14 protein-coding genes are annotated in these 12,196 nt (G+C 72.3%); 3 read left to right on the top strand and 11 right to left on the bottom strand.

Going from position 1 to position 12,196, the window contains the following annotated elements; translation table 11 throughout:
- A partial coding sequence (locus EYQ95_RS22560) for an ATP-dependent helicase C-terminal domain-containing protein (RefSeq protein ID WP_305792181.1) occupies positions 1-1,093 on the top strand: 1,093 nt, incomplete at its 5' end.
- Positions 1,094-1,318: 225 nt separating this feature from the next.
- The gene (locus tag EYQ95_RS22555; RefSeq protein ID WP_132330785.1) at positions 1,319-1,744 is read left to right on the top strand and encodes a hypothetical protein; all 426 of its coding nucleotides are present in this window, start codon (positions 1,319-1,321) and stop codon (positions 1,742-1,744) included.
- Between the two features lie 96 nt (positions 1,745-1,840).
- On the opposite strand, the gene EYQ95_RS22550 is transcribed toward EYQ95_RS22555, so the two are convergent.
- The 4 genes from EYQ95_RS22550 to EYQ95_RS22535 form a co-directional block, all read right to left on the bottom strand.
- Positions 1,841-2,890 carry a hybrid sensor histidine kinase/response regulator gene (locus EYQ95_RS22550; protein ID WP_165924829.1) on the bottom strand — a complete coding sequence of 350 codons (1,050 nt, stop codon included), beginning with the start codon at positions 2,888-2,890 and terminating at the stop codon, positions 1,841-1,843.
- Between the two features lie 141 nt (positions 2,891-3,031).
- Positions 3,032-3,592 carry a pseudouridine synthase gene (locus EYQ95_RS22545; RefSeq protein ID WP_132330781.1) on the bottom strand — a complete coding sequence of 187 codons (561 nt, stop codon included), beginning with the start codon at positions 3,590-3,592 and terminating at the stop codon, positions 3,032-3,034.
- Between the two features lie 76 nt (positions 3,593-3,668).
- Positions 3,669-4,271 (bottom strand): hypothetical protein, encoded by a 603-nt coding sequence (locus EYQ95_RS22540; protein WP_132330779.1) that lies wholly within the window; start codon positions 4,269-4,271, stop codon positions 3,669-3,671.
- A complete protein-coding gene (locus EYQ95_RS22535) occupies positions 4,264-5,109 on the bottom strand; it encodes a class I SAM-dependent methyltransferase (RefSeq protein WP_165924828.1) in 846 nt (281 codons plus the stop codon). Before EYQ95_RS22535 ends, EYQ95_RS22540 begins: the two co-directional genes overlap by 8 nt.
- 145 nt (positions 5,110-5,254) lie before the next feature.
- Here EYQ95_RS22535 and EYQ95_RS22530 point away from each other — a divergent pair, with 145 nt between their 5' ends.
- Positions 5,255-5,458, top strand: coding sequence for a hypothetical protein (locus tag EYQ95_RS22530; RefSeq protein ID WP_132330777.1), 204 nt, complete (start codon positions 5,255-5,257; stop codon positions 5,456-5,458).
- A 52-nt stretch (positions 5,459-5,510) separates the two neighbouring features.
- Here EYQ95_RS22530 and EYQ95_RS22525 read toward each other — a convergent pair whose 3' ends face one another.
- From EYQ95_RS22525 to EYQ95_RS22495, 7 genes are all read right to left on the bottom strand, one after another.
- The gene (locus tag EYQ95_RS22525; protein WP_132330775.1) at positions 5,511-7,739 is read right to left on the bottom strand and encodes an NADP-dependent isocitrate dehydrogenase; all 2,229 of its coding nucleotides are present in this window, start codon (positions 7,737-7,739) and stop codon (positions 5,511-5,513) included.
- A gap of 177 nt (positions 7,740-7,916) precedes the next feature.
- Positions 7,917-8,276: a YkgJ family cysteine cluster protein gene (locus EYQ95_RS22520; RefSeq protein ID WP_132330773.1), complete on the bottom strand. Its 360-nt coding sequence runs from the start codon at positions 8,274-8,276 to the stop codon at positions 7,917-7,919.
- A 55-nt stretch (positions 8,277-8,331) separates the two neighbouring features.
- Positions 8,332-9,045: a UPF0149 family protein gene (locus EYQ95_RS22515; protein ID WP_132330771.1), complete on the bottom strand. Its 714-nt coding sequence runs from the start codon at positions 9,043-9,045 to the stop codon at positions 8,332-8,334.
- A 106-nt stretch (positions 9,046-9,151) separates the two neighbouring features.
- Complete coding sequence (locus EYQ95_RS22510) at positions 9,152-9,658, bottom strand: hypothetical protein (protein WP_132330769.1); 507 nt, start codon at positions 9,656-9,658, stop codon at positions 9,152-9,154.
- Between the two features lie 13 nt (positions 9,659-9,671).
- A complete protein-coding gene (locus EYQ95_RS22505) occupies positions 9,672-9,986 on the bottom strand; it encodes a LysM peptidoglycan-binding domain-containing protein (protein WP_132330767.1) in 315 nt (104 codons plus the stop codon).
- 84 nt (positions 9,987-10,070) lie between these two features.
- Entirely contained in the window at positions 10,071-10,877 is an 807-nt protein-coding gene (gene queF, locus EYQ95_RS22500) for an NADPH-dependent 7-cyano-7-deazaguanine reductase QueF (protein WP_132330765.1), read from the bottom strand.
- A complete protein-coding gene (locus EYQ95_RS22495; protein ID WP_132330763.1) occupies positions 10,874-12,190 on the bottom strand; it encodes an amidohydrolase in 1,317 nt (438 codons plus the stop codon). The genes queF and EYQ95_RS22495 overlap by 4 nt, the downstream gene beginning before the upstream one ends.
- Between the last annotated feature and the right edge of the window lie 6 nt (positions 12,191-12,196).

The raw sequence follows: 12,196 nt of genomic DNA, 5'->3' as shown, positions 1-12,196 counted from the left end.
GGCCTCGCGCGGCGCGCTCGCGCAGATCGACCAGGCCGCCAGGCAGTGGCGCCGCCGCCTGCGCGTGGACGCCGCGCCGCCCGCGCACGTTCCCGCGCACGCGCTCGGCGACGTGCTGCTGCACGCCTTCCCCGATCGCATCGCGCACCGGCACGCCAGCGACCCGCTGCGCTACCAGCTCGCCACCGGCCGCACGGTGCGCCTGTCCGACGCCAGCGCGCTGCGCGGCGAGCCCTGGCTGGTCGTCAACGAGCTGCGCGACGAGCCGCGCGACGCGCGCATCCTGCAGGCCGTGCCGCTCGACGAGGCGCGGCTGGAACGCGAGTTCCCGCAGCGCTTCGTCACCGAGGACCGCGTGGTCTGGGACGCCGGCGCGCGCGCGATCGCCGCGGTGCGCGAGCGCCGCTTCGACCGCATCGTGCTCGACGCGCGGCCGTTGCCGCGCCCGGATCCCGCGCGCTATGCCGATGCGCTGGTCGACGCCGTGCGCCAGCTCGGCCTGGACGCCCTGCCCTGGGCCGATGGGCTGCGCCAGTGGCGCGAGCGCGTGCGCTGCCTGCGCGCGTGGATGCCCGAACTCGCCGACGCGCTGCCCGACCTGTCCGACGACGCGCTGCTGGCCACGCTCGAGGCCTGGCTTAAGCCCGCGCTGGCCGGCAGGACGCGGCTGGACGCGCTGTCGGAAACCGACTTCGGCGAAGCGCTGAAATCGCGCCTCGACTGGGCCACGCGCCAGCGCATCGACGCCCTCGCGCCCGTCCGCATCGCCGTGCCCTCGGGCATGGAGCGCGCGATCACCTACGCCACCGACGCCCACGGCGAGCCGGCGTCGCCCGTGCTGGCGGTCAAGCTGCAGGAACTCTTCGGCCTGGCCGACACCCCGCGCATCGCCGACGGCCGCGTGCCGCTGACCCTGCACCTCCTCTCCCCCGCCGGCCGTCCGCTGCAGGTCACCCAGGACCTGCGCGGCTTCTGGGAGCGCACGTATCCGGAGGTGAAGAAGGAAATGAAGGGCCGCTATCCCAAGCACCCCTGGCCGGACGATCCCTGGACCGCCACCGCCACCCATCGTGCCAAGCCGCGGGGCACCTGAGCCGATCGAAGGCAGCCGCCCCGAAATCCCCGCCGTCATGGGGCGGCGACCGCGCAGCAGGGGCGAGCCCTGCGGGGGTGCCGCGCACGCCGGGCGCGCGAGGCCCGCGCGCATCGACGGTCGATGCCCGCCTTCGCCATCCATTCAGCCGCTGGCGCGTGCTCTCACGGCCCATCGACGAAATCCGGCGGAGACTGGCCGTCGGTTTCCCGCAGGACACGGCCCATGAACAAGTTGGATCTGTTGCCCGAACGCGCGCTCGAGATGGCCAGCCACGCGGGCGATGCACTGCGCACGCTCGGCCCGAAGGCCTCCACGCTGCTCAGCACCGGTGCCAAGCTCGGCGCGCTCAAGTCTGGCGCCCGCGTCGGCCTGATGGCCGTCAGGCGCCATCCGGTCGTCGCAGTGGCCACGCTGGCTGGCGCCGGTCTGCTCTGGTATGCCGCCAAGCGCCGCGCCGAGCGCACGCAGGGGGGCGAAGGCCAGGCCATCGAGGGGTCGGCCCGCCGCGTCGACGCGCGTCGCCAGGGCGAGTCGACCGCCGCGACCACCAGCCGCGGTGGCCGTCGCGCTTCCAGCGGGACGCGCACGCGCCGCGCCTCGACGGGCTCGCGCTCGCGCAGCACGACCGAGTCGCGTACCGAGCATTGAGGCGCTGCGGCCGCGCATTGCCGTCAGAGCGGCGGTGAAGCGCGGCCAGGCGATCCATTCACGCCGCACCGGCCGGTGCGGCGTCGCCGCGTGCGCTCAGGCCTGCGGCAGTTCGATCACGAAGCGCGCGCCGCCGCTCTTGCGGTCCTCGTACCAGAGCTGACCGCCGGCGTTCTGCACGAGCTGCTTGGCCAGCGACAGGCCCAGGCCCGACGACAGGCCATCGTCCCCGTCGTGCAGGCGCACGAAGGGCTTGAAGAGCTCGCGCTGCCGCGCGGGCGGAATCCCGGGACCGCGGTCGGACACGACCAGGCGCCAGTAGCCGGGCGCGCCCGGCACGCCGGCCAGGGTCAGCGGTGCGTTCGGCGCGTACTTCATCGCATTGGTCACGAGGTTCTCGCTGACCTGGCGCAGCACGCGCTCGTCGATCGCCACCTGGATGTCATCCGGGGGCAGCTGCACGTCCACCTGGATGCCGTGCGCCTCGAGCTGGAACTCGTAACGCTGCGCCAGCCAGCGCAGCGTGGCGGCAAGGCCCGCGCGCGGGCTGGCCGAATCGGCTTCCTGGCGGCGCCCGCTGTTTTCCAGGTACTGGCGGATGTAGCCCAGCGCGTCCGTGGCGCTCTCGTGGATCATCGACATGTAGCGCGGCACGCGCTCGGGCTTGCAGGCGCCGCTGATGAGCATCTCGCTGGCGAACAGCACCGACGACAGCGGGTTCTTGAGGTCGTGCGCGACCAGGTTCACCAGCTCCTCGCGCTCGCGCGCCACGCGCTCGAGGCGATCGCGGGTGAGCTTGAGGCCCACGTGCGCGGACACACGCGCGAGCAGCTCCTCGGGCAGGAACGGCTTGGTGACGTAGTCGACCGCGCCGGCGTCGAAGGCGCGCAGCAGCAGGTCGCGATCCTGCGCGGCGGTCACGAAGACCACGGGCAGGCTCGGCGGCGCGGCGCCCGCGCGCATCTCCTCCATGACCTGGAAGCCGTCCATGCCCGGCATCATCATGTCGAGCAGGACGAGGTCGGGCGGATCGGACTCGCAGATCTCCAGCGCCTTCGGCCCGTTCTCCGCGGTGACCACCTGGTAACCCTGGCGCGAGAGCAGCATCCCCACGACGCGAAGGTTCGCAGGCTGGTCATCGACCACGAGGATCCGGGCGGGGGTGGCCGAGGAGTTCGGCATTCCCGAAAAGGGCAGTGCGGGGCACGTGAGGTTAACAGGCGCATTCAGGAAATAGAAGGGCGCCTATTCAGTTTTCGTGAACTGTTCACCGCTGCAGCGGCGTGTTCAACGGCGTGCGCGCGGCGGCACGTCATCGACCACGCGCCAGTCACCCGGCGCCAGGTCATCCAGGTGATGCGCGCCGATGGCGATGCGCACCAGCCGCAGCGTCGGCAGGCCCACCGCTGCGGTCATGCGGCGCACCTGCCGGTTGCGGCCCTCGGTGATGGCGATCTCCAGCCAGGCATCGGGCACGGTGAGCCGATGACGCACGGGCGGATCGCGCGGCCAGAGCGGAGGCGGATGGATGCGGCGCACGCTGGCCGGCCGGGTCGGCCCGTCGTTGAGCAGCACGCCGCGGCGCAGTGCATCCAGCTGCATCGGCTGCGGATCGCCCTCCACCTGCACCCAGTAGGTCTTGGGCTGCTTGTGCCGCGGGTCGGTGAGGCGGTGGGCCAGCCGGCCGTCGTCGGTGAGCAGCAACAGCCCCTCGCTGTCGTGGTCCAGGCGCCCTGCGGGGTAGACGCGCGGGGGCAGCCCGAAGCCGGCCAGCGTGGGGCGCGGCGGCGTGCTGCGGTCGGTGAACTGCGTGAGCACGCCATAGGGCTTGTTGAAGGCGATCAGCATGCTCGCAGCGCGCGACGTCGGATGCCGCATCGCGCCACGCGGCGTCCATGCGGCCGCAGGCGCGCAGCGGGCGCGCTCATGGCGCCCGTGCCCGCGCGGGCCGCAGGCCGTCGCGCTGGTTCTGGCGATGCACGTGCAGGGTGGCCGCGAGGTAGAGCACCGCCATGGCCAGCGCGATCGCCACGTTGGCGCGCGCACCCGCCACGGCCTGCAGCGGCGTTGCGAGCGCGATGCTGGCCAGGCCCAGCGCGTGATAGCCCGGCGCGCGGTAGAGCCAGCCATAGGGCAGGAAATGCGCGCCCAGCATGGCCGCCAGCGCGAAGGCCACCAGTGCGGGATCGCGCAGCAGCAGGGCGACCACCAGCGGCGCGCCGAGCAGCTGCCCCGCCGTGATCGCGCCCACCAGGCCGCGGAAGGCGCTGCCACGCGCGGTGAGGTCGCCACCGAACGCGCGGTTGAGCGCCCAGCCGCCCGGATACACCAGGGCGACGCCGACCACGAAGAACGCACCGAGCACGCCCGGCGACAGGCCGGCGAACGCGGACACGCCCGCCATCGCCAGCCAGAACAGCGCCGCCGCGAGCGTCATGCCGACGCCGCGGCGGGTGACGCGCACCAGCTCCCAGCGCGCCGCCCCCAGCGGCGCCTGCCCGGCCCAGTGCGGCGCCGCCTCAGCCACGCGGCTTGACGAAGCGCAGGGTCATGCGGTCGCTCTCGCCGATGGCGCGGTACTTCGCGGCATCCGCGGCGTCGTGGCGGTTGGTGGGCGGCAGCGTCCACACGCCGTTGGGATGGTCCTTCGTGTCGCGCGGATTGGCGTTGATCTCGCTCGAAGCCTCGAGCACGAAGCCGGCCGCCTGCGCCATCGCGACCACCTGCGCCTGTCCGACGTAGCCCGAGCGGTCGGTGGCGGGCAGGTCGCCCCTGGCGCGGTGCTCGACCACGCCCAGTACGCCGCCGGGCCGGAGCACGTCGAAAAAGGCCTTGAACATGGCCTCGGCGTTTCCGGCCATGCGCCAGTTGTGCACGTTGCGGAAGGTCAGCACGACGTCGGCCGAGGCGGGCGCGCCCAGCACCGGCGTCCTGGGGTTGAAGGCCACGACCTGCACGCGGTCGAAGCGGGCCGGATCGGCCGCGAACCTGGCCTCGAGGTCGGCACGCGCCTTGGCGTAGTAGTCGCGGGCGCGCTCGTTGCTCTCGCCCGCGGGATCGATCACCGCCGCCACGTAGCGCCCGTTCTCGCGCAGGTAGGGCGCGAGAATCTCGCTGTACCAGCCGCCGCCGGGCGTGATCTCGATAACGGTCTGGTCCGGGCGCACGCCGAAAAACGACAGCGTTTCCTTCGGATGCCGCCAGGCGTCGCGGGCGCGGTTCTCCGGGCTGCGCCACGCTCCGGCAATGGCCTGGTCGAGCGCGGCACCGGTGGCATGGGTGGCCATCGACGGACCGGCGTCGCCGGTGGAGGCGCAGGCGACGAGGGCGAGGGGCAGCATCAATGCGAGCAGGGAACGGCGCATCGGGAGACTCCGCGGAACGGTGCGACAAGGGTACTGCGGCCGCCCCACGGCCGCCGCGAAGCTGAAACCGCGGCGCAACCTGCGGGGCATCGTCCTGTCATGCGCGGTGCGCAGACTGGGCGCAGTCCAACGCAGGAAGCCGGCCATGCAGACCTTCGTCCTCCACGGGCTGATCGCGCCCGAGCCTTCGATGGGCCAGTGCGCCACCTTCGGCCGCCGTTCGCCGCGCCGCTACGGCTGGCGCGACGTGGCTCCACCGCCCGCCGCTGCCGCGCAGGCCGCTGCGCCCGCCATGGCCGAGCCACCCTGCTGGGTGGACCAGGACTTCGAGGAAACCGTGTTCGAGTGAGGCGTCGGGAGCGGTGGCCGGCGGCGCGGGAGAGCGCCGCCGGCCATGGGCCTCAGGCCCGCAGGCCGTCGATCACCGCATTGAGCGTCGCGCTCGGGCGCATCGCGGCGGCCAGCTTGCGAAGGTCCGGCTTGTAGTAGCCGCCGATGTCCACCGGCCGGCCCTGCACCTCGACCAGCTCGCGCAGGATCGACGCCTCGTTCTCCGTCAGTGCCTTCGCGACCGGCGCGAAGCGCTGGGCGAGCTCGCTGTCGACCGTCTGCGCGGCCAGCGCCTGCGCCCAGTACTGCGCCAGGTAGAAGTGGCTGCCGCGGTTGTCGAGCTCGCCCACCTTGCGCGCCGGCGAGCGGTTGTTGTCGAGGATCTGCGCGTTCGCGCGGTCCAGCGCATCGGCCAGTACCTGCGCGCGCGGGTTGCCGGCGAAGTTCGCCAGGTGCTCGAGCGAGGCCGCCAGCGCCAGGAACTCGCCCAGGGAATCCCAGCGCAGATAGTTCTCCTCGACGAACTGCTGCACGTGCTTGGGCGCGCTGCCGCCGGCGCCCGTCTCGAACAGGCCGCCGCCGGCCATCAGCGGCACGATCGACAGCATCTTCGCGGACGTGCCCAGCTCCATGATCGGGAACAGGTCGGTGAGGTAGTCGCGCAGCACGTTGCCGGTGACCGAGATCGTGTCCTGGCCGGCGCGGATGCGCTGCAGCGACAGCTTCATGGCCTCGACCGGCGGCAGGATGCGGATGTCCAGGCCGTTGGTGTCGTGCTCCTGCAGGTAGCGCTCGACCTTCGCGATCAGTTCGCGGTCGTGCGCGCGCCGGGCATCGAGCCAGAACACCGCCGGCGTGGCCGACAGGCGCGCGCGCTCGACGGCCAGGCGCACCCAGTCGCGGATCGGCGCGTCCTTGGTCTGGCACATGCGGAAGATGTCGCCGGCTTCGACGGGCTGCTCGAGCAGCACGTTGCCGTCGGCATCGACCACGCGCACGCTGCCGGCGGCGTCGAGCTGGAAGGTCTTGTCGTGCGAGCCGTATTCCTCGGCCTTCTGCGCCATTAGGCCGACGTTGGGCACCGAGCCCATCGTCGCCGGGTCGAACGCGCCGTTCGCCTTGCAGTCCTCGATCACCGCCTGGTAGATGCCGGCATACGACCGGTCCGGGATGACGGCCTTGGTGTCCTGCAGCCTGCCTTCGGCGTTCCACATGCAGCCGCTGTCGCGGATCATCGCCGGCATCGAGGCGTCGACGATGACGTCGCTGGGCACGTGCAGGTTGGTGATGCCCTTGTCGGAATTCACCATGGCCACGCCGGGGCGGTTGGCGTACACGGCCTGGATGTCGGCCTCGATCGCCGCGCGCGTGGCCTCGTCGAGCTGCGGCAGGCGCGCATAGAGATCGCCGATGCCGTTGTTGGCATCGAAGCCGATGCGCTCGAGCACCTCGGCGTGCTTCTCCAGCGCCTCGCGGTAGAAGCGCCTGACCACCACGCCGAACAGGATCGGGTCGGAGACCTTCATCATCGTGGCCTTCAGGTGCAGCGAGAACAGCACGCCCTGGGCCCTGGCGTCGTCGATCTGCGCGTCGATGAACCGCGCGAGCTTCGTGGTGGACAGCACGGCCGCGTCGATCACCTCGCCGGGCTGCAGCGTGGTCTTCTCCTTGAGCACGCGCGTGGCGCCATCGGCGCCCACGAACTCGATGCGTGCGCTGGTCGCGTTCGCCACCGTGGTCGACTTCTCGCTGCCGTAGAAGTCGCCCCCGTCCATGTGCGCCACGTGCGACTTCGACTCGCCGCTCCACTTGCCCATGCGGTGCGGATGCTTGCGTGCGTAGGCCTTCACCGAGGCCGGCGCGCGGCGGTCGGAATTGCCCTCGCGCAGCACCGGGTTCACCGCGCTGCCCTTGACCCGGTCGTAGCGGGCCTTGGTCTCACGCTCGGCGTCGGTGGCCGGCTCTTCCGGGTAGTCCGGCAGCGGATAACCCTGCGCCTGCAGCTCCCTGATCGCGGCCTTGAGCTGCGGGACCGAGGCCGAGATGTTGGGCAGCTTGATGATGTTGGCTTCGGGCGTCTTCGCCAGCTCGCCGAGCTCGGCGAGGTCGTCACTCACCGCCCTGTCGCCGAGCACGTCGGGGAACTGCGCGAGGATGCGGCCGGCGAGCGAGATGTCGCGTGTCTCCACCGTGATCCCGGCGGTACCGGCAAAGGCCTCCACGATCGGCAGCAGCGAGGCCGTGGCGAGGAACGGGGCTTCGTCGGTGAGCGTGTAGAGGATCGCAGGCGGGTTCGACATGGGGCTCTCGCAATGGGCGGCCGGAGTGCACGCGACCGGCAGTGGACGCCGCGATGCGCGGCGGTGGGCCGGGCATTGTCGCGTCTGCGACCGGTGCGGGCAAAAGTCGCGCAGGGCATGAGCAGCCAACCGTTCCCTGCGATGGCGTATGGCCACGCGGCCGCGCGCGGCGGCGCTTCAGGCCGGAACGGGGTTCCAGTCGGCGGGCGTCAGGGGTGCGAGGCCATGGCGCCGGCGCGCGCGGTCGCACTGCGCCACCGGCTCGCCCTGCTCCCAGCTGGCGGCCAGTTCGCGGCAGGGCGAGGGCCGTTGCGGGTAGATCGTGCAGTGCGTGGCCACGCCCACCGCGCCGCGCAGCGCGACGCAGCGAACCGGCTCGGCCCGCGTGCCGCGCATGACCACGCGGTGCGGATCGAGCGGCTCGGTGAGCCCGGCGGGCGTGGCGCCGCCGGTGTCGGGATCGGCCTCGGACCAGTGGAAGGCGACGCGGTAGCTGGCGCAGCAGGCGCCGCAAGCCTGGCAGGGGTGGAGCGGCATCGGTGCAGCGGAACGGAACGGGTGGAACGGATGCAGCGGATGGCGCCTTCCAGCGTCAGGAGGCGCCCGCCCCGCAGCACTTCTTGTACTTCTTCCCGCTGCCGCAGGGGCAGGGCGCGTTGCGTTCGGGCGTGTCGGCGCGGCGAAGCGGCTCGCGCGGGGTCAGCGCGTGGATGCGGTGCTGGTGCAGGTCGTTGAGCATGCCCGGCAGGCTGCCGATGATCTCCAGGCGCTGCTTGTAGTCGATGGGCTCGCCCGGCTGCGTGGGGTCCTCGCCGAGGATCTCGCCGGAGGCGAGGCGATCGAGCAGGTCGAAGATCTCCTCGATCCAGTCGTTCTCGTCCAGCCAGGCTTCCCAGCCCGATTCGCGCAGCTCGACGCCGGCGAAGAAGCCGGCGGCCCAGTCGCGGCCGACGTCGAGCTCGTCGTCCTCGTGCTCGTCCAGGTTCTCCGGCAGCCACAGCAGCGGGGCGTAGGCGTCGGGCAGGTCCTCGTCGCCGAAGCGCACGCGCTGGGCGGCCATGGCCGAATGCGTGGCCAGCAGGTGGGCGACCTCGCGCGCCTCGTCCTCGTCGGCCCAGCGCGGCGGCTTGCCCCAGACCAGCGGCTGCCACTCCTCGGCCGCAATCGCCTCCGGCGCCAGCGCGACCGCGGTCAGGAAGCCGTCCAGCGCCTCGAGGTTGAAGCCCTTGAACGGCACCGCGCGCGTGTCGAGCAGGTCGGACAGGCGCTCGATCTGCGCGTCGTCGAGGGTGGGGGCGGCTTTCATGGCGGTTCCTGCGGGCGAGCGGGCGGCCATGGTAGTGCCCGGCGCGGCGGGGGCAAAAAAAAAAAGCGCGGCCGAAGCCGCGCCGGAGAGAGACGAAGGCGGCCTGTCAGCGCACGTCGAACTCGCGCGTCTGCACGACCTGGCCGTTGTGGGTGATCTCCACGCGGTAACGGCCGGTCGGCCAGCCGTCGGGCTTGCTGACGTGGAACTCGTGGGTGGCGGCGGTACCGGCGCTCAGGTCCTTGTTCTGGACCTCGACCTCGGTGGGCGCGGCAGTGCCGTCGGCGCCCAGGTAGGTCCAGCGCGCGCCCAGCGTGCCGCTGGCGTCGGCGGGGGTGCTGACCGAGGCGTAGAGCGTGTCGCGGGTGCGGAAGGAGGTGGCGGGGCTGGTCACGCGGTTGTCGGCGCCGACGGCGGTGCCCAGCTGCAGGTCGGTCACGGCCGCGGCCGGCGGCGTGGCCTCCGGCATCGGCTGCGGCGCCGGCGCGCCTGCGACCGGCGCGGTGTCGCCTGCCGGCGCGGGTGCGGGCGCGGGCTCGTCGCGCTTGCAGGCCGACAGCGTGGCGGCGGCCGCCAGGGCCACGACGAGGATGCGGGGCACGGTACGGGTCATGCGGGGTCTCCTGTCAGTCGTTGTCGTCATCGGCCGGGATCAGCAGCACCTGGCCCGGCCGGATGAGGTCGGGATCGTCGAGCTGGTCGCGGTTGGCTTCGAAGATCGCGCGCCAGCGGCTGGCCTTGCCGTAGAAGCGCCGGGCGATGTGCGACAGCGTGTCGCCGGCCTCGACGGTGTAGCGCTGCGCGCCCGCGGCATCGCCGGAGCCGCCGCCGCCCTGGGCGGTGCTGCTGCCGCTGCGCACGTCGGAGAAGTCCGGCGACGTGCGCGGGGCCGAGGAGGTGCCCGAGCGCACGTTCGAGAAATCGGGGGTCTGCGGGGTCATGGGACGGGGCCTCCTGTCGGACGCCGCCACCCTCCCAGCCCGCCCGTTAAGGCGGCGGAACGCCGCCGTGAAGCGGCGCTTACGTCATTGCCGCTCGTCGCGTACGGCCACCGGCGCCGGCGTGCCCGGCGTGGCGCGCCAGGGGTTGATGTCCAGCCCGCCGCGCCGCGTGTAGCGCGCCTCGACCGACAGCATCGAGGGCGACAGCAGGCGGTGCAGGTCGGCGTAGATGCGCTCCACGCACTGCTCGTGGAACTCGCAGTGGTCGCGGAAGGACACGAGGTAGCGCAGGACGCTGGCATGGTCGAGCGCCGGGCCGCGGTAGGCGAGGGTCACGCGCGCCCAGTCCGGCTGCCCGGTGACCGGGCAGTTGGACTTGAGCAGGGCGGACGTGAGCGTCTCCTCCACCTCGCCGCCTTCGCGCGAAAGCGCCAGCAGGCCGGCATCGGGCGGGCCGTAGCAGGTGATGTCGGTTTCGATCGCATCCAGCAGGATCGCCGGGCTGCGGCGGTCCACCGGCGGCAGGCCGAAGTTCACGCTGACCTCGGCGCCGGCGGCGTTCGACAGGTCGGCGGCGATGCGTGCGCGCACGTGCTCGTAGCCGTCGAAGGCGGTGGCGTTGAACGAGTTGAGGTAGAGCTTGAGCGACTTGGACTCGATCAGGTTCGGCGAGGACGCCGGCACGCACAGCGTCGCCGTGGCCACGTGCGGCTTGCCGCGGCGGTCCAGCCAGGACAGTTCGTAGGCGTGCCAGCGGTCGTGCCCGGTGAAGGGGGGCATGCCGCCGAGCGCGGCGCGGCCCTGCGCGCGCGGGATCGGAAACAGCAGCGAGGCGTCGTACTCGCGCGGGTAGTCCACGCTGCGGCCGAGCGGGATCTGCACGTCGCTCACTTCGCGCCGCCTTCGAGGAAGTCCAGCGAGGCCTGCAGCATCGTGCGCAGGCCCACGTCCAGCGCGCCCTCGTCGAGCAGGAACTCGGGCGAGTGGTTGCTCGGTGCCTTCGCCGGGTCGATGCCCTTGGACGTCGCACCGACGAACCAGAACAGGCCCGGCACGTCCTTCGCGTAGTAGGAGAAGTCTTCCGCGCCCATCTGCAGCGGCGGCTCGAGCAGGTTGGCCTCGCCCACGACGGCCGCGAGGCTGGGCTTCATCCGCGCGGTGAGTTCGACGTGGTTGAACGTCACCGGATTGCCCGGCGAGTCCGGCACCTGCGCGTCGGCCGTCGCGCCGTGCGCGGCGGCGACGTGCGTGGCGACGTTCTTCAGGTCGTCGAACACCTTCTGCCGCATGCCTTCGTCGAAGGTGCGGATGGTGCCGATCATCCGCACTTCGTCGGGAATGATGTTGTAGCGGATGCCGCCGTCGATCGCACCGAAGCTCACGACGACGGGGAGCCTGGCGATGTCGGTGCGGCGCGCGACGATGGCCTGCGTGCTGGTCACCAGCTCGGCGGCGGCGGTGATCGGGTCCACGCCGCCCCACGGGCGCGAGCCGTGCGTCTGCCGGCCCTTAACGGTGATGGTGAAGCGGTCGGACCCGGCCATCAGCGGGCCCGGGCGCACGGCGACCTGCCCGACCTGCAGCGTGGAGAACACATGCAGGCCGAAGATCGCATCGGGCTTGAAGTCGCGGAACAGGCCCTCCTCCAGCATTAGCGAGGCGCCGCCCTTCTCCCCCAGCGGCGCGCCCTCCTCGCTCGGCTGGAACACCAGCATCACCTGCCCCGGCAGCTGTGCGCGCATCTTCATGAGCGACTGCGCGATGCCCAGCAGGATCGCGGTGTGCGCGTCGTGCCCGCAGGCGTGCATCACGCCGGTGGTCTGGCCGTTGAATTGGGTGGTCACCTTCGAGGCGAACGGCAGGCCGGTGCGCTCGGTGACGGGGAGCGCGTCCATGTCGGCGCGCAGCGCGAGCTTCGGGCCGGGCCGGCCGCCCTCGACGATCGCCACCACACCGTGGTGGGCGATGCCGGTGCGCGGCTTCAGGCCCATCGCCCGCAGCGCCTCGGCGACCTTTTTCGAGGTACGCACCTCGCGGTTGGAGAGTTCGGGGAACTGGTGGAAGTCGCGGCGCCAGGCGACGACCGCGTCGGCCACGTCGCGGGCGGCGGCGTCCACTTCGGGGCGGGCGGCGGCATGCGCGTCCTGCGCGAAAGAGGCGGCAAGGGCCGCGAGCAGCGAGGCGGTCAGGAACGCGGGACGCATGGGAAC

The organism is Lysobacter sp. N42 (assembly GCF_004344885.1).
The sequence above is the reverse complement of the archived record's forward strand: the minus strand, read 5'-3'. Positions and strand labels throughout refer to the sequence as shown.